At 58.1% G+C, this 19446-nt stretch carries 29 protein-coding genes; 9 read left to right on the top strand and 20 right to left on the bottom strand.

Annotated elements, in window-relative coordinates:
* Window positions 1–49: 49 nt before the first annotated feature.
* A complete protein-coding gene (locus OVA00_RS38510) occupies window positions 50–616 on the bottom strand; it encodes a TetR/AcrR family transcriptional regulator (protein WP_112977356.1) in 567 nt (188 codons plus the stop codon).
* 767 nt (window positions 617–1383) lie between these two features.
* Entirely contained in the window at window positions 1384–1872 is a 489-nt protein-coding gene (locus OVA00_RS38505) for a GNAT family N-acetyltransferase (RefSeq protein ID WP_034800331.1), read from the bottom strand.
* Between the two features lie 684 nt (window positions 1873–2556).
* On the opposite strand from OVA00_RS38505, the gene OVA00_RS38500 reads away from it, so the two are divergent.
* From OVA00_RS38500 to OVA00_RS38485, 4 genes are all read left to right on the top strand, one after another.
* Window positions 2557–2871, top strand: a complete 315-nt coding sequence (locus tag OVA00_RS38500) for a hypothetical protein (RefSeq protein ID WP_268091021.1) — start codon at window positions 2557–2559, stop codon at window positions 2869–2871.
* Between the two features lie 8 nt (window positions 2872–2879).
* Window positions 2880–3290, top strand: a complete 411-nt coding sequence (locus OVA00_RS38495; protein WP_268091020.1) for a PAS domain-containing protein — start codon at window positions 2880–2882, stop codon at window positions 3288–3290.
* 178 nt (window positions 3291–3468) lie between these two features.
* Entirely contained in the window at window positions 3469–4359 is an 891-nt protein-coding gene (locus OVA00_RS38490; RefSeq protein WP_268091019.1) for a hypothetical protein, read from the top strand.
* Window positions 4360–4734: 375 nt separating this feature from the next.
* On the top strand, window positions 4735–5238 hold the full coding sequence (locus OVA00_RS38485; protein ID WP_268091018.1) for a hypothetical protein: 504 nt from the start codon (window positions 4735–4737) through the stop codon (window positions 5236–5238).
* Window positions 5239–5455: 217 nt separating this feature from the next.
* Here the strand turns inward: OVA00_RS38485 and OVA00_RS38480 are convergent, their stop codons facing one another.
* From OVA00_RS38480 to OVA00_RS38420, 13 genes are all read right to left on the bottom strand, one after another.
* The gene (locus OVA00_RS38480; RefSeq protein ID WP_034800350.1) at window positions 5456–5689 is read right to left on the bottom strand and encodes a DUF982 domain-containing protein; all 234 of its coding nucleotides are present in this window, start codon (window positions 5687–5689) and stop codon (window positions 5456–5458) included.
* A gap of 87 nt (window positions 5690–5776) precedes the next feature.
* A complete protein-coding gene (locus tag OVA00_RS38475) occupies window positions 5777–5959 on the bottom strand; it encodes a hypothetical protein (RefSeq protein ID WP_268091017.1) in 183 nt (60 codons plus the stop codon).
* A gap of 86 nt (window positions 5960–6045) precedes the next feature.
* A complete protein-coding gene (locus tag OVA00_RS38470; RefSeq protein WP_034800356.1) occupies window positions 6046–6294 on the bottom strand; it encodes a DUF982 domain-containing protein in 249 nt (82 codons plus the stop codon).
* Between the two features lie 27 nt (window positions 6295–6321).
* On the bottom strand, window positions 6322–6495 hold the full coding sequence (locus tag OVA00_RS38465; protein ID WP_268091016.1) for a hypothetical protein: 174 nt from the start codon (window positions 6493–6495) through the stop codon (window positions 6322–6324).
* A gap of 1049 nt (window positions 6496–7544) precedes the next feature.
* Window positions 7545–7805 carry an acyl carrier protein gene (locus OVA00_RS38460; RefSeq protein WP_090300806.1) on the bottom strand — a complete coding sequence of 87 codons (261 nt, stop codon included), beginning with the start codon at window positions 7803–7805 and terminating at the stop codon, window positions 7545–7547.
* Window positions 7806–7840: 35 nt separating this feature from the next.
* Window positions 7841–8026: a DUF3606 domain-containing protein gene (locus OVA00_RS38455; RefSeq protein ID WP_060606866.1), complete on the bottom strand. Its 186-nt coding sequence runs from the start codon at window positions 8024–8026 to the stop codon at window positions 7841–7843.
* A gap of 397 nt (window positions 8027–8423) precedes the next feature.
* Window positions 8424–8549: a hypothetical protein gene (locus tag OVA00_RS38450; protein WP_255381443.1), complete on the bottom strand. Its 126-nt coding sequence runs from the start codon at window positions 8547–8549 to the stop codon at window positions 8424–8426.
* Between the two features lie 518 nt (window positions 8550–9067).
* Window positions 9068–9199, bottom strand: coding sequence for a hypothetical protein (locus OVA00_RS38445; RefSeq protein ID WP_268091015.1), 132 nt, complete (start codon window positions 9197–9199; stop codon window positions 9068–9070).
* 67 nt (window positions 9200–9266) lie between these two features.
* A complete protein-coding gene (locus OVA00_RS38440; protein WP_083523701.1) occupies window positions 9267–9452 on the bottom strand; it encodes a hypothetical protein in 186 nt (61 codons plus the stop codon).
* 347 nt (window positions 9453–9799) lie between these two features.
* Entirely contained in the window at window positions 9800–9925 is a 126-nt protein-coding gene (locus OVA00_RS38435; protein ID WP_256386711.1) for a hypothetical protein, read from the bottom strand.
* Between the two features lie 197 nt (window positions 9926–10122).
* A complete protein-coding gene (locus OVA00_RS38430; protein ID WP_256386710.1) occupies window positions 10123–10245 on the bottom strand; it encodes a hypothetical protein in 123 nt (40 codons plus the stop codon).
* 291 nt (window positions 10246–10536) lie between these two features.
* A complete protein-coding gene (locus OVA00_RS38425; protein WP_060634941.1) occupies window positions 10537–10914 on the bottom strand; it encodes a hypothetical protein in 378 nt (125 codons plus the stop codon).
* A gap of 518 nt (window positions 10915–11432) precedes the next feature.
* Window positions 11433–11666, bottom strand: coding sequence for a hypothetical protein (locus tag OVA00_RS38420; RefSeq protein WP_060606857.1), 234 nt, complete (start codon window positions 11664–11666; stop codon window positions 11433–11435).
* 1589 nt (window positions 11667–13255) lie between these two features.
* Between OVA00_RS38420 and OVA00_RS38415 the strand changes: the two genes are divergently transcribed.
* Genes OVA00_RS38415 through ligD form a run of 3 tightly spaced genes read left to right on the top strand, consistent with a single transcriptional unit; the run spans window position 13256 to window position 14775 of the window.
* The gene (locus OVA00_RS38415; protein WP_060606852.1) at window positions 13256–13585 is read left to right on the top strand and encodes a hypothetical protein; all 330 of its coding nucleotides are present in this window, start codon (window positions 13256–13258) and stop codon (window positions 13583–13585) included.
* Window positions 13582–13800 carry a hypothetical protein gene (locus OVA00_RS38410; protein WP_110819417.1) on the top strand — a complete coding sequence of 73 codons (219 nt, stop codon included), beginning with the start codon at window positions 13582–13584 and terminating at the stop codon, window positions 13798–13800. The genes OVA00_RS38415 and OVA00_RS38410 overlap by 4 nt, the downstream gene beginning before the upstream one ends.
* Complete coding sequence (gene ligD / locus OVA00_RS38405; RefSeq protein WP_113505569.1) at window positions 13801–14775, top strand: non-homologous end-joining DNA ligase; 975 nt, start codon at window positions 13801–13803, stop codon at window positions 14773–14775. It begins immediately after the preceding gene.
* Between the two features lie 660 nt (window positions 14776–15435).
* Here the strand turns inward: ligD and OVA00_RS40225 are convergent.
* The gene (locus OVA00_RS40225) at window positions 15436–15570 is read right to left on the bottom strand and encodes a DUF982 domain-containing protein (protein WP_113189691.1); all 135 of its coding nucleotides are present in this window, start codon (window positions 15568–15570) and stop codon (window positions 15436–15438) included.
* Between the two features lie 422 nt (window positions 15571–15992).
* Here OVA00_RS40225 and panD point away from each other — a divergent pair, with 422 nt between their 5' ends.
* Both panD and OVA00_RS38395 read left to right on the top strand, forming a co-directional pair.
* Window positions 15993–16445, top strand: coding sequence for an aspartate 1-decarboxylase (panD, locus tag OVA00_RS38400; RefSeq protein ID WP_060606845.1), 453 nt, complete (start codon window positions 15993–15995; stop codon window positions 16443–16445).
* A gap of 409 nt (window positions 16446–16854) precedes the next feature.
* Window positions 16855–17151, top strand: coding sequence for an antibiotic biosynthesis monooxygenase (locus tag OVA00_RS38395; RefSeq protein ID WP_060581446.1), 297 nt, complete (start codon window positions 16855–16857; stop codon window positions 17149–17151).
* Between the two features lie 78 nt (window positions 17152–17229).
* On the opposite strand, the gene OVA00_RS38390 is transcribed toward OVA00_RS38395, so the two are convergent.
* The 4 genes from OVA00_RS38390 to dinB all read right to left on the bottom strand — a co-directional run bounded on the left by OVA00_RS38390 (window position 17230) and on the right by dinB (window position 19445).
* Window positions 17230–17421 carry a hypothetical protein gene (locus OVA00_RS38390; RefSeq protein WP_034800379.1) on the bottom strand — a complete coding sequence of 64 codons (192 nt, stop codon included), beginning with the start codon at window positions 17419–17421 and terminating at the stop codon, window positions 17230–17232.
* A 30-nt stretch (window positions 17422–17451) separates the two neighbouring features.
* Window positions 17452–17730, bottom strand: a complete 279-nt coding sequence (locus OVA00_RS38385) for a hypothetical protein (protein ID WP_110819415.1) — start codon at window positions 17728–17730, stop codon at window positions 17452–17454.
* 91 nt (window positions 17731–17821) lie between these two features.
* Window positions 17822–17944 (bottom strand): hypothetical protein, encoded by a 123-nt coding sequence (locus OVA00_RS38380; RefSeq protein ID WP_256385321.1) that lies wholly within the window; start codon window positions 17942–17944, stop codon window positions 17822–17824.
* A 418-nt stretch (window positions 17945–18362) separates the two neighbouring features.
* Window positions 18363–19445 carry a DNA polymerase IV gene (dinB, locus tag OVA00_RS38375; protein WP_268091008.1) on the bottom strand — a complete coding sequence of 361 codons (1083 nt, stop codon included), beginning with the start codon at window positions 19443–19445 and terminating at the stop codon, window positions 18363–18365.
* Window position 19446 lies beyond the last annotated feature (1 nt).

Genomic DNA, 19446 nt, shown 5'->3' with positions numbered 1-19446 from the left:
CTCCTTTCTTGACTGATTGTTCCAGAATTGTGCAAATTTTTTTGGGGTGCTACCGGATTGCACGGATTGCCAGTTCTCCGAGAGATTCCAATTCCGCGCGAGGGCTACCTCCACGGGCCGCGATACGAATGCCAGCGATGCTGGTAATGAGGAAGGAGGCAACAGCCTCTGCCGACAGCGATTTTTCGACATCGTTTTCGGCCTGGGCTTGCTTGATGCACTCCACTGCCGCTTTCCTCAAGCGATTGTCGGCAGCATGATGGAGCGCGTTAAGTTCCGGCCGGCTCTGGCCAAATTCACAAATCGAATTGACGCCGAGGCAGGCGCAATGGGCGCGCTCCACCACTCGTTCTATCATTGCCGCGATCCCGTCGACGGCCCGTCGCTGGCTGCGCAACATCGTCACGTGGGCTTCAGTTTCTTCGAATGCATAACGTTCCACTGCTAATCGGTAGAGCGCCCATTTGTCTCCAAAGGTGTCGTAGAGGCTTTGTCGTCCGATCTTCATCGCGCGCACCAGCATCTCAGTCGATGTGCCCTCGAAGCCGTGTTCGCGAAACACGTCGATTGCGGCACCCACCGCCTTGTCTTTGTCGAATTCCTTTTTTCGCGCCATCGCCGTGAAATAGCTATTCTGGAACGATCTGTCAAGAAATGACATTGTGATCTGTAGTCTATGCGGCAACGCACAGGCGATCTTGATTTCGAGGAGTCGAGCGCGTCGCGGGACAACGTCATCGATATCGCTCGACGGCGAGGCCCCTAGTAGGTGAGGGGCGGGCCTTTCTCGTTGGCGATCGGCGGAATGCCACGGCCAAGATACCTCGCCTTTTGGCTTGGGGGAAAAAGGTCTAGGTCACCTCTTATCGCCGTCGCATCGACCAGGTCTTGCGCGAAGGGCAGCCTGCCGCCTGGCAGCGCCAGTCCTCACGGACATGCGCCAGAAGATTGACCTTTATGGTCCCCTCGCGCGGCTCGGCGCCGGAATCTCGTTCATCAACCCGATTGACGCAAACCAGAGAGCGTTGACTGCCGCGCGCCATCTTTGGCGTAGTGTCCGCCGGCGACGCTTCAGCCAGAGAGACTTCAAAATCCTTGGTTGCTGCTGATGGTGATAACGGTCGCGGTCGGCCAGATGTCGACCGAAAGGCTGTCGACGAGCGGACCCAGCTCCAATCAGCCGGCAACGTCCTCTGCCGACTTTCAAGTTCAATCCTTTACGGTCACCGACGGCGACACGGTTCGCATCAGCATGGTACGAGCGTTCGGCTTGTCGGCTTCAACACACCGGAAAAGTTCGAGCCCAGATGTTCGCGCATCGCCGACATGTCCGGTCGCTGGTGGCTGGCCAGGTGAGGTGTCGGCGCCCTGGATGCCGAGAAATTAAGCTTTCACGTCGAGTGTCATCTCGACCATCGTCGGGCGAAAGCCCGCTGCGGCAAAGAGCCGTTGAGCAGCTTCGTTTCTGTGCGCCGTGGAAAGCACGATAAGGTTTGCTCCTCGCTCTTTAAGCGCTGCAACAGCTGCCTCGAGCAGCATCCGGCCGATGCCTTGGCTGCGCTTTTCGGGCTCGACGAAAAGATCGTGAATGACGCCCGCCGGTCCTCGGAGCGCCATGTAGTCATGGCCCTCAACAGATGCATAGGCGTAACCGACGATCATTTCATCTTGCTCAGCGGCGAGGACCACGACCTCGGACTTTTCAAGCTGACTTCCCAACCATCTGGCATAAGATGCCTCCGTGCCGGTTCCCGTCGGGATGAAGCGCTCGGGGTCCCATTGATGATGAAGCGCCATCAGGTCAGCCCCGTACTTTCCGAGTACAGGCACATCTTCATCGCGGGCGGCTTTAATCGTGATGGTTGATAGCATTTTACGGCATGATCCGTCGTTGGTGTTATCCGGCCATCACCTTCGATATGCCCGGCCGAAGAACCTTGCATCGTAAATGAACTTCGTCGTGGCTCAACGGCTCGGAGGCAAACAAAAGGCGCTCTATCTTTGCCGCCAGGCTCTGTTCGCCAAATTTAACGGCGCGGTCGCAGACACGCCGCGCCGCTTGCCTTCGGACTTCGGAAATTGGGCGGTTTAGCGTAGAGAGTTTGCGGGGACAGCGTCCGGTCAATCCGCAATAGCAGCAATGTTTCCAAGTTATTCTATTGCCGCTTTCCGCGACCGCTCGCTGCTTTCGTCGAGATCGATAGCGTCGCCGAGCGGGGTAGCCGCGATTGATTTGATTTGTTGCGCGAGAGCCGAAAGCTTGCTCGCTATATCCTGCAGCTCCGACGCTGAGTTTGAGCCCGGGCGGAAGCCGTTACCTTGACGCACAACCGGCCATTTGGATCTGAGTGCCGGTCCAAGCGGGGCCTCACCTGGAGTTGGATTGCGAAACAATGCTGCTTATCGGCCACGCGCGCGCCGTTCGTTACAAGAAATGCTGCGCGCGCGAAAGAATCTGACGTGGCGGGTAGCGGTGCGGGTAGTCGTGTCTGTTAGTGCGTGCTAATGAGAATTCAACGATCTGACACGAACACCGCTACGAGCGTCGCAGACCTCGTGATCCAATTTAAAACGGCCCAGTGCCAACTGGATGAGACGGTTTACGGGTATGATATTGAGCGCTTCCGCTCACTCGAAGAGACGATTAAGCAGTTGTTTCAATCGATCGAACGACGCGTGCCGCGCGACGCAGCCGAATTCGGGACGATCGCGACATTCTATCTCGATCTGCTCGAGGACTGTGATGGCGGCTTCAACAAACGGCTTCATGATGGCTTGCGCCAGCTGTTCGATCGGCACACCCCGCGTGGGCACCCGAACGGAATTGGGTTTGCGACGAGTGGCCAACGGCAATTGATGGCAGGGGGTTAGGCGGAACAATGAAGGAGGACGGAGAGCGCACGATTATTGTCGAACTCACAGATGCGGATGCGACGGACTCCGGGATCTTCACCTGGGATATCGTTCGCGACCTTGTCTATGGAGATTCGGCCCTGGCTGCGCTCTTCGGTCTCGCCGCGAGCGAGACGAGCCAGGGACTGCCGCTGAAACTTTATCTCGACCGGGTCCATCCGGAGGATCGACCAGGGTTGGCAAAGACAATTACGGAAAAGATCGTGAGCGGACGAGCCCAGCAGTCGTTCTACCGCGTCAGGACGCGGGCTGGCTTGTATGTCTCGGTCGTTGCTTTTGGTCGGTGTTTCCAGGATCGCGATGGAACACCGGTCCTCTATTCCGGCATCGTTTTCCTGGAAAGCGCAACATCGACCAACGACAACCGGCGGCATTAGCGCCGGAGCAGGATTTTCCCGGCGATGTTGGTGGACCTAGCCGGACCTTCGCCGGATCATTGCCGGTTGACCGGTGGACCTCGAGCTCCAATCTACGGCTCCTGACGCTGTACAACCTGGCGCAACAACTGGTCCGCGGAATTCCTGCTCTAAGCGGAAGAAACGAGAGAGCCAAACAGTGAGACTGATCATCCGCCCGAACGACCGGTATCCGCATCTCGGATTGGACCGTCGTCCTTTGGCGATTGCGTGCGGCGAAGGTTGGCTGGGCATCCTGCACGCATTCTTCACCGAGGCCGACAAAGTGATGGCTGCAGGAGGCTCGTTCACGGTGCTCGAGGTGATGGAGAAGAAGGGCGTTCTGCACATGCATTATGCCATCGCACAGATCGCACCTGATGCTCGCCGCGCGATCGACGATGCCTCCCGGCTAGCCGCCGCGCGATCCTTTCACATCTGCGAGGTCTGCGGACGCCGTGGGCGTCTGCACACCTTCGGCGGCCTCCCTAAGGTCGTCTGCAGCGAGCACGCTGACGGCGAACTCGGCAAGGGCGTACCATTCGAAGACCCTCTCAATGCTCCCGATCCCTATTTCCCTGACGTGGATCCGTTCATAGCAGCTCGGCCGACCGTTACGGAGTTCGATGCTGCTCCGATCATTGAAGGGTGGCTTATCGAGGAGGACAGCGAAGGCGGCCGGCGCCCGTGGCTATACGGCTGGTTCTTCAGCGAGCCTGTGACCCGCGACGGGGAGCATGGGCACACGTCTCCCATCGTCCAAATGGACGATATGGTGCCCCCACGATGGGTTCGAACAGATACTCGGCTTTACCGCCTCGGCATGTGTTACCCGCCGGCCGAGCGCGAGATCCGTTACTGGGCGCAGAAGCTGTCTCGACGCCCTGTGCCCTACGGCGAGCCTCCCGGTGGCAGCGATGACATTGAGGCGATGCTGGCCTTCCTCCGTTCCAGCGGCCGCCTGCGATCAACGAAGATTGACCGCCTGGAACAAGCCTACCGCGAAGAGCCGGGACACGTACAAGAAGTCGGAAAAGTTCGCACGACGTAAGGCTTTGCTGATCGTGGTGCATCGGCTCCAACGCCGGAGTTCCGCTGATTTGGGGCCCCGCTTTCCTGCTCGTCGGGGTGTTGCGGTTTTCGTGCGCAGCGGGTCATTCCAAGTATGGGCGCCGGTGCGCTGACGCGCGCGGTTGCCCCATGGTACCTTGTGTAACCCTTGTCCATCAGCCGCTTCGGCGTAGCAGCCGTCGCATGCCGAGCTGAGCTTGGTGCAGCTCATCCAAGTGTGGGTGGTCCGGGAGATCGCGGAATTCTCAGCCATTATTAGGCGCTACCTGCGTTTCGGTGCGCGTTGCCGCGCTCAACCCCGATCAGGTCGTCGAAGAAGTCGAGCATCGCTACCTTGCTCTGTTGGAATTCCCGCTTGTCCATTGCCTTCACTGGCTACGTACCGGGTGACGGTCGCCTCTTTGAAATCGGCGATGGGAAAGCCGTCGATCGGCCGGATGCACGCCGCCAAGGGCGAACCCAGAAGCAATGGACGGAATGCCGTCTCAAAGCTTGGTGGAACAACGAAACCGACGTCGTTCGCTACTGGGAGATGAAGGAAGCCAACGCGGCTGAGAAAGCCGCGAAGGAAGGACGAGAGCTGCTGCGTGCAGCAAAGATGGCTATGCCTAATTCATCGAAAAGGCCGCCCGTATTCGTGCACTGGCTCAGCTTGAAACAACGGCTGATCATCGCTGAGAAGCTGCGCGGTATCGGCTCGTCTCTCGCAGAATGGATCTGCCCGCCACGGCGGACCGTTCTGGGACGAGCACGAACGCTTCAAGGCTGCGCTGACCGATGCCGTCAAGATGAAGCAGCGCGGAAAGCCATCGCCGCGTTGCGCGGAAGGGGCGGAATGACTGAGCAGCCTTGCGGTTGAGTATGGGGTGACGCACTCATGACCGACCCCGACCACCTCCGCGAAGAGATCTCGAAGCCTAGATCTTCCGCATCAAAAATCCATCAACAGCGCCGACAACGGCGTGCGAGACTATAAACTCGCAGTGATCACCCGTCTTCGTGATGGTGCCATCGGTCTCTCGCTGCCCTTGAAGAGCGCGCGGCGGCAGCCTACCTCGGGCCGGGCGACACCAACGTTATCGGAGAATGCCGGCTTCTTTCGCAGCAGCTTCAAAGGCGGCCCTGGCTTCCGCGCCAGGAATCGTTCCCTCGGCAGCATCCAGGCAAGCTTTCCGGGCCGCTGCGTAACTCGCGCTCTTCGTCTCTGGCCAGGACTTCATAAGGAATGCGACCGCCTCTCGGGCATTCCTGATGACGTGAAAATGATTATCAAACGTCACTTCAACGTTCGCATCCCAGATGTTTATCATCGCGGCCTCCGTAGGGTTGGCCTTTCCGAAACGTATATTAGGGAATTCTGTTCCAACGGAGAGATCCGACCGGGAAGCTTAGCAAGCTTAACCGCTCATCTCAGCCGGTATTTCCTCACCTGGCACACGGGTGACGTCTGGCGCCTCTTCCGGGACGTCGTCCGGTCCGGGCTCCTCAATGGGGCGATCCGGATTGTCTGGCATGGGGTCGGGTGTCTCGCCGGGCGGGACCTCCACGGGCTTTCTCGGCTCTTTGGGGTCGTCGGTCATATCGGTCTCCCTTCTTGCAGGCCTAATGGAGCCGCATAAGTTTTGTTCCGCGAACCGGGAGGTGCGGCAGCATAAGACGAATGGATTCAGCGCAGCCTTGTGACCTTTGCCTCGGCGATCGCTTCAATGAACGCGGCGCGAGCTTGCTCCCATGGATACGTGCCCATCGCCGCGTCGGTGCATTTGTAAAGCGCGTCCGAGTACGCGACGCCAAAGTCTATGGGCCAGTTCTCGCTCAGGAGCTTAGCCGCTCGACCCGGGGTCCATACGATTTGCACCCCGTCGAGCTCCGGAAGCTGGATGATCACGCATTTGCTCCAACTCTGGATTTCCACCGGCCTCTCCTTATCTTGCGGTCGCGCCTACATTTTCGGCGGAATAATTGCGCCGGGCACAGGGCGAATAGGAGGTACGTCGGGACCGACGTCGGGCTCCGGCTCCTCGATCGGGGGCTCCGGCAGATCTGGTGGAGCGTCCGGCGGCAGGTCCGGCGGGAATTCGGGATCTGGAATGGTCGGGATTGGGGACTTGGGCATGGAGGCCTCCTCTTTAGTGGTGCAACCGCGACCGAGCGGTGTTTGTTCCAAGAGCTCGGGCCGGGGCGCCCCGGCGAGGTGGCTGCATGACCGAGCACGTGTCCGCGAAACAGTACCAGGCCGCCATCGCCATGCCGAAGCGTGGGAACAAGTACCGGGCGCGGCGCACCGCCTCTCGACGGCATTTGGCGTCGACGAGGTCGGCAAATGCATCGCCTCACTGATGGACGCCGGCATGATGATCCCCGCATCGATCCAGTCCCAAGATCCGACCGAGGAATATCGGATCGCTCTCACGGGCATGCTGATCCACGGTCGGCGCACCGTGTTCGTCGGCCTGAAGCGTGGCGAATACAAACTGCAGAACAGGTCCTTCCTGCCGATCGCATCAGAAATGGCGGCTATGGCCGCCCTCGAATACCGAAGCCTCCGCGAAGAGCGGATGCGCCTCGACGCATCACGCAGGAGAAGAGGCGAGTTCGCCGCCCAGGCTTCGTCGTCGTCGCCGAATGCCAATCGCACGACGAGTTCGCCAACGGCTGCAAGGAGGGCCGGTGGCGTCTCGGCGCAAAGCATCTTTGGGCAATCAATCAGGTATAGGCTCCTGGCGCCGCAAAGCAGGTCCTACCGGAGGCGCAAGCCTCTGCTGCATAAGCATCGGCTCGGCCCAGACACCAACCGATCACGTCATCGCCGTCCGCGTCCACCAGCTGCGCACGCTCGCCTACCTGACGCCCACCGACTATGTCCGGCTTCGGAGCCTCGAACTGCGGATCCCGTCAAAGGTCATGCCCGGCCCGTCGCACTTCATATTGCTCGCGAAGGCTGTCCTCTATCTCTTCACGGACCCCCGGCGAGAGGAGGACATTGCGAAAGTTCGAAGACGTTCTCGCGGCTGTCGAATTCGCCTCGTAGGTCACCCAAGAACGCGGACCGTGTTTCGTCCATATCGCCCCAATGTCAGGTGGAAGTGCCAACTATAAGTAAATTTATAGTTTGGCAGTGGCCGTCGAGGCGAATGTATAATGTCGGTTTTTTACTCGGCTTTTTTATTGGCCATACAAGCGTTTGGATCCCCAAACGAAATCGATAACATCCCCAACTGTCACGAGTTGCTCCATCGACTCCTCGGCGATGAATATCCCAAACTCCTCTTCGATCAACATCGACAACTGGGATATTTTCAGCGGGTCAGTTCCAAGATCGTCCACGATTGCAGCGGTGTCGGCAAGGTCCGCGGCTTTGACGCCGAGTATTTCGATGAAAATCATCTTGACGCGGGCGGAGATACCGGCTCGTGTGGTAGCCATACGTCGCTCCCGTTTTTGTGTTCGCGACGCCGACTTTAGCCCTTCTTTCGTTTCTCGGCTAATGCGTTCGCCTTCTCTCGCGAGTTGCCTGCTTCTTTGATGATCTTGCGGGCCTGGTCATCGGTGAGGCCGTGCTTCCGCTTGAAGTAATTGAGTTCGTAAGCCTGTCCGGCGGCAACTCGTCCGCGATCGCGACCAACGTTCTTCTTGTCGTCTGCCATAGGTTTCCTCCCGGGTTGTGACTGTTCACAACCGTGGAAGCCGCAGGTATGTTCCGCGACAAACTGAAATCCCATAATCTAGTGGGGTTAGTTGTTCCGCTTTGCCACATAAGTTGTTCCCGGATCGTTCTGGTGCGTATTAGTGGCTGAACCAAGCAAATGTTCTACGTGAAAGATATCAACCACCGAGCTACCAACAGGCCGACGCGGTGGTGGCAGCTGAGGGATCCGGCAACAAATCGATGGAGGCTGGCTAGCGGCGAAAACCGAATAGGATTCGCGTTACTGTCGCTCGTCTTTATCGCCGCGTCAGTTCTACTTTTTTGGCCTTGACGACGAACCAGTGCGTAAGGCGCGGTGTCCGTTAACGCAGCCCGCTCGAATGTCGGCGTTGGCGTTACTTCTTATTGGTGTCCTTCACCTGAGATCCGAACGTCGGCGCAGCGGGTTTCGCGGCAGCCTTGTCCTTGTCCTTCTTGGGCTTTCTGGCTTCCTTATTGCTTCGTACTTGACCCTTGGCCATTGGCGCGTCTCCTGTTGACGAAAAAGCTATCCGCTAACGGCGGGAGATAGCAACCGAATTCGGTCATCTTGAATGCATTCCCACTCTCCAAGGTTGGATCAAGACCAGTCCTGAAAAGCGCGCGGTACGAGAAGTTCGCGCAGGCACTCGCCAAAGGCAAGACAGCAGATGACGCATATGCGGCTCGATCAGAGGGAACACTCGCCCGATCTTAGCGAGGACTTCACCGCCTCACGCCTTCGTCTATCACTGCTAATATTTCAGAAATCCGGCCGCCGCTGAGCGTAACCGATTGGGCAACGTGGCGCGGCGCCTGTTAGTCTTCAGATAGTTGCTCCGCAGTCGCGACGACCTCGGAGTCCCGAACGTCCCGTCGACATACTTGAAAAAAGTATGCTCATGATCCAGGCGACGATTGCGATGACGACTATCTTCATGAGGCACTTCCGGTTCGTCACGATCTACAGCAACACCCCGGACGCCCCATTATTCCTTCGCAGAGCAAGCGGGGGGTCCCCCTAATTGGCGGGGACCATCGCCGGCGGCTCCGGTGGTGCCGTCTCGCCCCCCGGTTCGAACATTAGGATGCTCAATACCAGGGCAACGAGAATGCAGATGAGCACCAGGAAGGCGACGCCGGCTTTATCCATGCCCCACTTCAGCCCTCGAATGTGGGCATAAGGAGGCAGACAAGCGCGACGACCCAAGGACCGCGGTTTATGCGGTAGGGGCGGCAAGCAAGAGAACAATCGCGATAGCGATCAGCAGCGGCCCCATCCATCGAAAGTGCCTCGTGAGTTGAGCGAGCCATGGTACCTGAGTGTTGGTCTGAACGTAGCCAAACCCTGCTGCCGTCATCCAGAGGCCGGCGCAAAGCATGATGATCTGATCAATATAGGCCAACACTTCCAATTCCTTTGCCTACAGCCGGACGGGGGAAATCGCAGCGGCCTTCAGTCTACCGAATGATGAACCATTCCATGGGTCGGCGCCTCGCTTGTAGCTCAGCCCCGCTTTCTCCAAGCTCTGCTTTAGGTCAACCGGACACAAACGGAGGTCCATTCGGCGCCAGTCCTCGCCGGGAGGCCTGGAAAACGGGTTGTGATCCTGCCACACAAGGTTTCGGCGCCGCTGAAGTCAACGAGTTCGCCAGGAGGTTGGATCATCGCCTACGGCCCGATTTGAGCACGGACCCTGGAGTCGCGGCGTCATTGATGTCCAGATTAACGCAGCCCGCGCGACCGTGGGCGTTACTTCTTATTGGTGTCCTTCACCTGAGATCCTAACGTCGGCGCAGCGGGTTTCGCGGCAGCCTTGTCCTTGTCCTTCTTGGGCTTTCTGGCTTCCTTATTGCTTCGTACCTGACCTTTGGCCATTTGCGCGTCTCCTGTTGACGAAAGAGCTAGCCGCCAACGGCGAGGGAATAGCAAGCGAATTCGGTCATCTTGAATGCCATCCCCACTCTCCGAGGTTGGATCAATGCCAGTCCTAAAAAACGCGCGCCATGAGAAGTTCGCGCAGGCACTCGCCGACAAAGGCGAGACAGCCGATGTTTTAGGGAGGACGGCGCCTGTTAGTCTTCAGATAGTTGCTCCGCAGTCGCGACGACCTCGGAAGTCCCGAACGTCCCGTCGACATACTTGAAAACAAGTATGCTCATGATCGAGGCGACAATTGCGATGACGACTATCTTCATGAGGCACTCCCAGTTCGTTGCGATCTACAGCAACACCCCGGACGCCCCGTTGTTCCGTCGCAGACCAAGCGGAGGGCCCTAATTGGCGAGGACCATCGCCGGCAGATCTGGTTGTGCCGTCTCGACCCCCGGGTCGAACATTAGGATCCTTAATACCAGGGCAAGGAGAATGCAGATGAGCACGAGGAAGGCGACGCCGGCTTTGTTCACAACCAACTTCAGGCTTCGAATGTGGGCAGAAGTAGGCGGGCGAGCCCGCGAAGAACGCCGGTGGTCGCTTCCAGCACTATGTTAACCGCCGCAATAGAGTTTCAGTGAGGCTGCGCGCTTGCCAATCTCAACAGATCTCGCAACGGCGGAAGGGCTTTGCGTTGGGAGCTTGCCGCCGCTTGATTGCATCATGACTTCGAGGGCTTGCTCGAATTCTGTCAGATCAACGGTCTTCTTCTGCGCAAGAAACCAATCTGACGTTTTTTGCCGTATCATATTGCGAAATCCTGCCTCTACGGCGCCCTTGTACTTAAGTGGGGCAACCACGCGCATACGCGCCGGTTTCCCGTCGGACGTGCAACCGTAGACGAAAATGCCGTTCTTCGCGGCGATCGCGTTCTCGCTACAAAACGAGAGCACCCCGGCTATTAGCAATGTAGCAGTCAGCGTGGGTTTCACAATTGCCCCTCGAAATTTCCCCAAGTATAATGTTCACTCAACGGCGCAACAAATGCAAGTTGTGCCCCTGGAATGCGCGACCATGCAATGACCGCCGCCTATGCGGGAGGGTGGCCGCCTTCTTTCGCGGTCTATTGGCCGTCCGATTCCCTCAACGAGGTACGGCGTCTATGCGGTCGGTTTTGGCTGCGCTAGGCGGTGTTTCATAACCAGTGAAGATCGTCGGCGCGGGTCTGAAGGCCCAAACCATAAGGATGCCCACGGAAGCGATGAGTAGCGAGAAAACGAGACGACTTGACATGGTGCTTTCCTCCTATTTGGAGCGCTGTGAATGCTGATGCATTCGTCGCCATTGTCAGCTCGTCATTTCTGGCAAAGAGACGCGCAAGCGCCGTTTGAGCCTCGCGGTCCGTGCGGTTAGGGAGGGGTCGGTTGTGTCCGGTCGCCGCATGGCAACCCCAGAAGAATAGCACACTTCTCGCCGTGTGGTCGCAATTAGATAAGCGCCGAAGTCTTCGTCAAATTACCAACTGCACGATATGAGCAAAGGGCGTCATTGCCCACTTGCCGCTGTCATCCTTCGCAGTTTTGTAGATGATGAAGTCGCGCCCAATAGTAAAGGGTCCGTGCATCGTAATCTCATTGCCGGTTGAGAGTATTGCCCGAAATTCGTTTGTGTGGCGCTGCTCAATTTGGCCCCTGATCAAATCGGATAGGTCCTGGTCCAAAATACTGGACTGCGTGTCTATCATTGGATTCCCCCGAATTGTTGCCGCCTAGATTTTGATGGCGCCACAAATCACGACCGTAGGCAAGGGGCAACCGTCCATGTCTCCGAGCGGTGGAGCGGCCGGCACGAGTTCGCAAAGAGTGAGCACCGGCAACGGCCCCCCGGAGCGTCGGGGGGCAATTCCTCTCGCGCCGCAGGGCAAGGAAAACCTGGGAGCCAGTTACCAACCGCTGTCTCTGGAAACGGTTCCGTTCCCACCGACAAGTCTCCTCGGACGCTCTCCTCAGGTATCTGCCGATTGACCCGACGTAGCTGAATCTGCAGCCTCAGTGGATACGGTCGCCGTCCTTCGGGTTCCCCTCCGTAAAAAAAGAAGGCCCCGTCCGGGGAGAGCGGGGCCAGAGGTCGGCGTAATGCCAATAGGCTCCATTCACCTTACTATCGATGGAGATCGGCCTAGATTCGCGGGGGTAATGGATCATAGGCAACAGGAAACGCCCTGAGGCGCCGAACGTTCCTGACGCCAAAAAAATGGCCCCAAAGTGCAACCAACGGGGCCAAGAGAGGTTCACTGTCCAATGAGCCCTCGCAGGGGAAGTGGATAGCTTGGGCTCGTCGTCTAAACCGCAATCCAGGGGACTTGTTCCGCGCCACCATGTCGAATCCTACAAATTGCGCGGTGGCAAAGGATTATCTGATAGGGTGGCCGGGTTTTCAGAAAAGAGGCCGGGGCGCACTTCATAGGTGCCCCACATGCACGTGCTGGCTGCGCAGAACAGCAAGAATTGGCCCCCTGGAGCTATCGGGGGCCAATTCCTCTCTCCGCAGGGCAATGGGAAAACCTGGGAGCAGACTACAAACTGCTGTCTTTGGAAACGGTTCCGTAGTGACGAGATCTAGGACGCGCTCTTCAGGTATCTGCCGATACCGTTGGGGGCCCATCACGTTCAAAGGACTTGGAACTTAATTGATCTACGATCCGCTGCGTGAGCACGGAGTTTTCCCGCTTGACGGGCAAGGTACGCAAAGTAGTCCATCGTCTTGTCGCTTTTGCGCAGATGCCAACTCGATCCGGGATTTGTCCTGTCCTCACCGACTGAAACTATTGCATCGACGATTGTTCATAAGGCGACACATGCCCGGTTTATCAACGTAGGCATTCCTTACGGCCAACCGCCATCGCGTCGAAGCTTGCATCCGACAAGAGTTCCCCACCCACGCCGAACCAGGGTTACTGCCACACCGCCCGCGAGCGCACTTGGGAAACAGGCGAGATCGCTAAGAGTCGCCATTCGGCAAGCGAAATGGCCCCGTCATTCTCGACGGGACCTAGAGCGCGCGTGCTATACCAACCGTGCTACACAAAAGGGTCTCCATTCTTAAAAATTTCGATGAAGGCCCGCCTTGATCCGTTGGGCAGTGGATCATCAGCAATGCAAACAACGGCCGCGGATGCGGAATGTTCCTCTGCGCTGACCGATTGCAAATGAGATCGCTTGGTACGCCAATCGAATCGAATCAATTGTGGCGTTTAACTGTCTGTCGATAGTAAAGTGAACCTATCCACGAGTATTGCGTTAGGGCCAAGCGGTGCGTTGAGGAGGCGGTGCAGTGAACACGAAGCTCCATATCGACGGGTCATTTCAGGCCATGCGTCAGGCGATTGACGATGCGCGCCAGGCGTTCGCGAGCGGAGGCGCCGATCATCATCGCGACGCCCTACAATACCTCGGTCGCGTGGTAATGAACTCATTGGCCGAGATCATTGAAAATGACGGCGGCACAGATGGTTACCTCTACGACGCCGACGGCATCGCGCAGGATATCGAGGATTGCTACCAAAAGCTGGTAGAGGAGGAAGAGGCCGCGGAACCGGACAACGAAGCGCGGCAACCTACTCATGGAACTATGAACCTTCGACAGCAGGGAGTGGGGCGATGATCACTGGCTCGGATCTGCTGCAGATTTCCGTTGCACGCATAAACATGGAGCGCTCCGAACTCGAAGAGGCCGGCGTGATCGATAAGGGTATCGACGGCGACAAAGCATGGTCGAACTTCGGACGCGACATTGATACTTTCATTGTCAAGCTGCCGCAAAGTCGACTCGCTGCGTTAGCCGCGATAATCCAGAGACGAGCAAATCGTCAACGTTAAATGGCTAGAACCCTTAGAAAGAAACCAACCTCCACGCCGCTGCCCGAACCTATGCCGCGGCGCGTTGAGCCATGCGTCGCTACCCTCGTCGATCAGCCGCCGAAAGGTCCGGAGTGGACCTTTGAGGTGAAGTGGGACGGGTATCGGCTGGCGATCCATGTCGAGCCAGGCGAGGTGAGGGCGATCACTCGCGGCGGATATGACTGGGCTAAGAAGTTCGGTTCCGTCGTCGCCGATGCGCGCGAGCTCGGCCATGCGACCATGATCATAGACGGCGAGGCGGTTGTGCTCGACGACCGGGGCCGCTCGGACTTCGGGTTGCTGCAGCGCGCGGTCGGGAGAAGGCCGAGCCTGCGCGATGCCGGAGAGATCATCTTCTTTGCCTTCGATCTCCTCTATCTAGACGGCCAGGACCTTCGGATGATGCCCTTGGGTGAGCGCCGGCAACTGCTCGAGCCGATCGTCGCCGGTACGGCTGGCACCATACGTTTCTCCGAGGAAGTCCAGGCTGACGGCGCCGATTTCTTCCGTGCAGCTTGCGAACTCGGCCTTGAGGGGATCATCGCGAAGCGGCGGGACGCGCCCTATCGATCCGGGCGCCGGCCGGAATGGCTCAAGGTTAAATGTGCTTGGCGCGATTGGTTCGTGATCGTCGGATATGAGCCTTCGACGATGCCAGGCGCGATCGGCCGCCTGCTTCTGGCGGCGAGGAAGGGGGACGAGCTCGTCTACGTCGGCGGGTGCGGGACGGGATGGAGTAGCAAGGTATCGGAGGAGCTTCGCGAACTGCTCGAGGCTATCCCCGCAGCACGGCCGCCGGTGGCGCTGAAGCGCAAGGGCGCGATCTTCTCCGAACCGCTGCTAGTCGCCGAGGTCGAGTATCGAGCCTGGACGCAGGACGGCAAGCTGCGTCATCCCTCATTTAAGAGGGTCGGCGAGCGGGCGGAGGAGGTCGAAGTTTACCGTCTCGATTAAACGTCTGATCTTTTGGTCGCCGTGCTTGGTGAGGCAGTCAGTGCTCGTGCCCATGCCGACAAGTCGGGAAGCAAATCTCCGACGGTGGTACCTCCACCGGCTGGAATCCCCGTGTCGATCGGCTGGCAGAACTCCTTCAAGCGCGCTTCGAGGTCCAACTCATCACGCGTCCCGGACATGTACAGTTGCAGCGCATATCGGGCCAAGCACTCACCCTCCTCGCTCTCGCGGCTTATTGCCCGCGCATTCGCGACCTTCTCAAAGACCGTTGAGACGACCGTAAAATCTTGAGGAAGAATGTATCCAGATCGGCGTGGAGAAAGCATAGCGCAATCCCTCCCTTAGGGCGAAAGCGCATATGATCTCCCAGCCGCCGGAGCCCTTCTTAAAGTCCAGCGATAGTCTCATAATGCGCCGTTGGAGGCGCATTGGAAATTAACTTTGACATGTGGAGCGGAATTCTCGTTTTTCCGCTCTTGGCTGTCAAATTTTCGGAAAATTGCGGCGCGCAGCATCCACTCTTTAGCATTGATGCGGATGCAAACTCGCGTCGCGGAATCCCGGAATAGTTCCCGAAGTCGGTGTGTCGACACGGCGCAAACGCTCTACGCTACAGGGGCGCGGGCCGGATAGCCCCACGCTCCTAGGGACCTCGACACGTCATGATTGCTCGCTCATAGCTGCGTGCCGTATCGGCCATTCATGTTCGAGAAAATCCGTTGCGTCGTAAAACGATGCGAAAATGCGGTTTGTTCCTGGCTGCAGGCGAACCGATAGCGGAACCGTCGAAGGTATCTCAAGAAGCGCTAAATATCCTCCTTCGGCAAGCTAACGGGCTGAAAAATATACTGAATTAGTCGTGTCGGGGGGCGGGCTAGTACATACGCCGTACGGATTGCGACAACGCGGGAGGGGAAAAGCTGGTGCCGACACGATTAGGATCGTCATTCGAGCCGGTTGATATATTAGCAAAGCCGTACCGGAATTGTCGAAAGCGACCTTCCTTGCGGGCGGCTTTGTTCGTATCTGAGCGCATCGGCTTGGCCGATGGAGTTTTTCTTCCCCGCGTTCAGAGAGCCATCTGGGTGCGAACCTTGCCCCGCCTTCCCCGGCGGGGCCTTCTCTCTGCTTGGCGATTGGCCGTGCGCGAAGATTTCTGCCTCGTCGGCAGCGCCAGGGCGCGACGAAACCTGATCAACCGCGAGGTGTGAAAAAGCATGAGAAAGCTGGTCGCAGGGAAGCTCCATGGCATTTATGTCACCGAGGCGAACCTCAACTATCATGGGTCGATCACTCTTGACCCGGACCACTGTGAGGAGGCCGGCATCTTGCCGATGGAGTTCGTCGAGATCTGGAACAAGAATTCCGGGGCGCGCATCTCCACCTACGTCATCCTCGGTGAACGCGGTTCTAGGTGCTGCATCCTCAATGGCGCGGCCGCGCGCACATGCCAGCCCGGCGACCAGATCATTATATGCAATTCGGTTTACCTCGACGAAAGCCGGCTTACTTCCTTGAAGCCGAAGGTACTGACCTTCGACGAGAACAACCGCGTGCAGGATCGCCTCAGCTACTCGGTTGAGGTCGATGCATCTGGCAAATTCACTTTCGAAATCCTCGACGAGGCCGAGACGGCATTGCCGATACCGCTTATGGTGTCCGGCAGCTGATTGGATTTGGCCAAGAGGCAAGCCTGACGGCTGTGTCGTCGCCAAGGACAGAAACGCAGCGGTCGCGGCCTCGCCAGCAACACGGCGTTCGTTGTTGCTGAACCAGTTGCCGACGACCTTGCCGCACTGGAAGAAGAGCCGCAGACTGCTGGCATATCGCCTTCGGCAAGAAAATACACAGCTACGAGCTATGCTTGAGCGGTTTGGAGCAACTAGCTGGCGCGCCGAGGCGGCGTCGGCACTCACTCAGAAGCTTTCCGATCCCGGACTAGTTTCCTCGAACTCCGGCCATATATCTCCGATTGGCGAGCCTGTACTTGAGGCTTTCTCGGTCGGGTGCAGGCTCTAGCCAAAAGCGCAATTTGGACGGCAGATTATCAGAGGCAGAACAAGGCTCAGGGAGGCGCTCATGACCGCATTCAATGTCGTCCGCTTCAAGGTCAAGCCGGGGATGGCTGAGGCTTTTCTCGGCGCTCACCGGGACATAGCTCAAAGCTGGTCGGGTCTGCGTCATGCCAACATCATCGAGGCTGGCGAGGGACGATACTGCATTATCGCGGAATGGGAGAGCATGGAAGCATTGGCGGCGAGCCGGCCGCAGATGGTCGCCACGCTTGACAGCTTTCGTGAGACGCTCGAGGACCTCGGAGGAGGGCTCGGCGTAACCGACCCAATTGCAGGCCTGGTCGTCCTATCAGTGAAATAAACCGGAAGCGGGTTTGCCGTGGCGATGCGTCGTTGGGCTCAACATTAGCCGGCGATGCCACAAGACGTGTCTCGTCGTTTAATTGCGCTTTGCCGTTCGGGCACGTTCGCGCAGCATTTTCAGGTGCCTCCGCCGGATGTCATCGATGGAAATGTCACCCGCAATCCAGAGTCTGAGCAGAGCCTGGAACTCGGCGGTGTGGTCAATTGCAATGCCCCTTGCTTGCCACTTGGCAATCACACGATCGGCGATTTCTTTGCGGGTAGCCACGTCCTTTCCCCTTCCTGGTCTGTCCACTCATTATGGCGCGGGGCGCCCCTGCGACGTCAGTAGCAAGGATTGGTCTGGGCGCTCGCTCGCCGTCGAGGACTGCCGATAAGTGTTCGTCAGCCTTTCCGCAATTTGCATTGCTTGCTGCGCGGTCAATCTGAACTGCAGCGCCGACACGTTTTCGAGATCCGGATCGGCGCTGAATTCGATCCTCAGGAAAAGCTCGCCCGTCTCGTCGATTGCAGTGTTCCAGCCGGCGACCGTTGATGCCCTTATGTTGCCGTGACCGTCCGTATTCCAGTCGATCATATTCGAACCTTTCCTCTTCGGGAAACAAGGACGCAGAGTTGGTCATCGTATCGATGAGCCGAACTCATCCGTTCACGGCGATTGCGTCGCTCTAGAGCGCACTTCCCATGACCTGGACTACAACGGCAACGACGGTGGCCGCCACAGTGAGCGCGGCGCCAAGACGTGCAACCTTCATCCGGCGATGCCGCGCGCCGCTCCAGTCATAACTCATCGCTTAACCTTGCGCTTGTGGTTGAGAGGTGCCTGGCTTTATGGGCAAAACCGCAACCCGTGGGCGGGGTTACGGTTCTGAGTTGCCGCTGTACGCTACAATTTGATTGGCGACTGAACAAAGTCTGCAAGGTTATGGTTAATTAAGAGTTTACTGAATAAGGTTCCCTGCAAAGGCCGCCCGTTCGGTGATCACGATTTCCATGATTTATACGAGTGAATGGAGTGAGCCTTGGTGGGTGCGGCTCGCGCTGCTGCATTCTCAATGGGCTGAACGGACGTGCCGTCATTTGCAACTCGGTCTGTCACGGCGAGGGGAAGCTGGCCGCATGACCCATCCCACTTTTGGTAGCCGGCGCATAGTTGATCCGCCAACCCTCATTCGGTCGTTCGGTGTCCTGGCAGACGAGCAAGCTGTTTTAGAGCGCGAAGGCAAGCTGTGGCTTGCTTTCGCTCGTTGCTTCATCGAGTGACGACAGTGTCACGCCCAGCAACCGAATGCCTTTTGGGGCAGGGAAGAGTGGAGACAACAGCATCGTCATGACCGCGGCAAGCTCTGCGGCACTTGCGATCGGTGCCGCTGTTGTCTTGCTCCTAGTGATCTGAGTGAAATCCGCCCATTTCACCTTGAGCGTCGCGGTCTTGGCGCGAATGCCGTTCGCTTCGCAGTAGCGCCAGACCTTTTCGATCAGCGGTTCGAGGCCAGCCCTGGCGGTCTCGAAATCATGGACGTCTACGGAGAACGTGTCTTCCGCGCCGATGGACTTGCGCACCCGGTCGGCCTTCACTTGACGTTCGTCGACGCCGCGGGCGATCCAGTAGAAGTAAGGTCCCGATTTTCCGAAGTGTTGCTGCAAGAAGGCGATATCGTGATCCTTCAGATCGGCGCCCGTTTCAATCCCGAGCTTCTGCATGCGCTCGGCGGTTGCCGGACCGACGCCATGGAATTTCTTGACGGGCAGCGCCTCGACGAAGGCCGGACCGTTCTTTGGCGTGATGACGAAGAGGCCATCCGGTTTCCTCTGGTCGGACGCCATCTTGGCGAGGAACTTGTTATAGGAAACGCCGGCCGAAGCGGTCAGGCCTGTCCTTGCCTTGATCTTGGCGCGGATCTCCTCGGCGATCTCCGTCGCAAGTTCCATTCCCTTGAGGTTATCGGTGACATCAAGATAGGCCTCGTCGAGCGAGAGCGGTTCGATGAGCGGCGTGTATTCGGCAAAGATCGCGTGGATCTGCTGTGAGACTGCGCGGTAAGCATCGAAGCGCGGCGTCACAAAAATCAGCTCCGGGCATTTCCGCTTGGCGGTGACCGACGGCATGGCCGAATGGACGCCGTATTTGCGCGCCTCGTAGCTTGCGGCAGCCACGACGCCGCGCGCCTCGCCAAAGCCAACGGCAATCGGAAGCCCGCGAAGTACGGGATTGTCCCGCTGCTCCACCGAGGCGTAGAAGGCATCCATGTCGACATGGATGATCTTTCGCGTGCGCTCAGAGCGTTCCATC

It is taken from the genome of Ensifer sp. SL37 (assembly GCF_026672675.1).
GTDB lineage: Bacteria > Pseudomonadota > Alphaproteobacteria > Rhizobiales > Rhizobiaceae > Ensifer > Ensifer adhaerens.
This window is presented reverse-complemented; position numbering and strand designations above follow the sequence as displayed.

Bases quoted from the DNA above. Each gene is read 5' to 3' on its own strand.
- OVA00_RS38510 (WP_112977356.1), bottom strand. From the start codon at position 616: ATGGCGCGAAAAAAGGAATTCGACAAAGACAAGGCGGTGGGTGCCGCA.
- OVA00_RS38505 (WP_034800331.1), bottom strand. From the start codon at position 1,872: ATGCTATCAACCATCACGATTAAAGCCGCCCGCGATGAAGATGTGCCT.
- OVA00_RS38495 (WP_268091020.1), top strand. From the start codon at position 2,880: ATGAAGGAGGACGGAGAGCGCACGATTATTGTCGAACTCACAGATGCG.
- OVA00_RS38480 (WP_034800350.1), bottom strand. From the start codon at position 5,689: ATGATAAACATCTGGGATGCGAACGTTGAAGTGACGTTTGATAATCAT.
- OVA00_RS38475 (WP_268091017.1), bottom strand. From the start codon at position 5,959: ATGACCGACGACCCCAAAGAGCCGAGAAAGCCCGTGGAGGTCCCGCCC.
- OVA00_RS38465 (WP_268091016.1), bottom strand. From the start codon at position 6,495: ATGCCCAAGTCCCCAATCCCGACCATTCCAGATCCCGAATTCCCGCCG.
- OVA00_RS38460 (WP_090300806.1), bottom strand. From the start codon at position 7,805: ATGGCTACCACACGAGCCGGTATCTCCGCCCGCGTCAAGATGATTTTC.
- OVA00_RS38455 (WP_060606866.1), bottom strand. From the start codon at position 8,026: ATGGCAGACGACAAGAAGAACGTTGGTCGCGATCGCGGACGAGTTGCC.
- OVA00_RS38450 (WP_255381443.1), bottom strand. From the start codon at position 8,549: ATGGCCAAGGGTCAAGTACGAAGCAATAAGGAAGCCAGAAAGCCCAAG.
- OVA00_RS38445 (WP_268091015.1), bottom strand. From the start codon at position 9,199: ATGGATAAAGCCGGCGTCGCCTTCCTGGTGCTCATCTGCATTCTCGTT.
- OVA00_RS38435 (WP_256386711.1), bottom strand. From the start codon at position 9,925: ATGGCCAAAGGTCAGGTACGAAGCAATAAGGAAGCCAGAAAGCCCAAG.
- OVA00_RS38430 (WP_256386710.1), bottom strand. From the start codon at position 10,245: ATGAAGATAGTCGTCATCGCAATTGTCGCCTCGATCATGAGCATACTT.
- OVA00_RS38420 (WP_060606857.1), bottom strand. From the start codon at position 11,666: ATGATAGACACGCAGTCCAGTATTTTGGACCAGGACCTATCCGATTTG.
- OVA00_RS38410 (WP_110819417.1), top strand. From the start codon at position 13,582: ATGATCACTGGCTCGGATCTGCTGCAGATTTCCGTTGCACGCATAAAC.
- ligD (WP_113505569.1), top strand. From the start codon at position 13,801: ATGGCTAGAACCCTTAGAAAGAAACCAACCTCCACGCCGCTGCCCGAA.
- panD (WP_060606845.1), top strand. From the start codon at position 15,993: ATGAGAAAGCTGGTCGCAGGGAAGCTCCATGGCATTTATGTCACCGAG.
- OVA00_RS38395 (WP_060581446.1), top strand. From the start codon at position 16,855: ATGACCGCATTCAATGTCGTCCGCTTCAAGGTCAAGCCGGGGATGGCT.
- OVA00_RS38385 (WP_110819415.1), bottom strand. From the start codon at position 17,730: ATGATCGACTGGAATACGGACGGTCACGGCAACATAAGGGCATCAACG.
- OVA00_RS38380 (WP_256385321.1), bottom strand. From the start codon at position 17,944: ATGAGTTATGACTGGAGCGGCGCGCGGCATCGCCGGATGAAGGTTGCA.
- dinB (WP_268091008.1), bottom strand. From the start codon at position 19,445: ATGGAACGCTCTGAGCGCACGCGAAAGATCATCCATGTCGACATGGAT.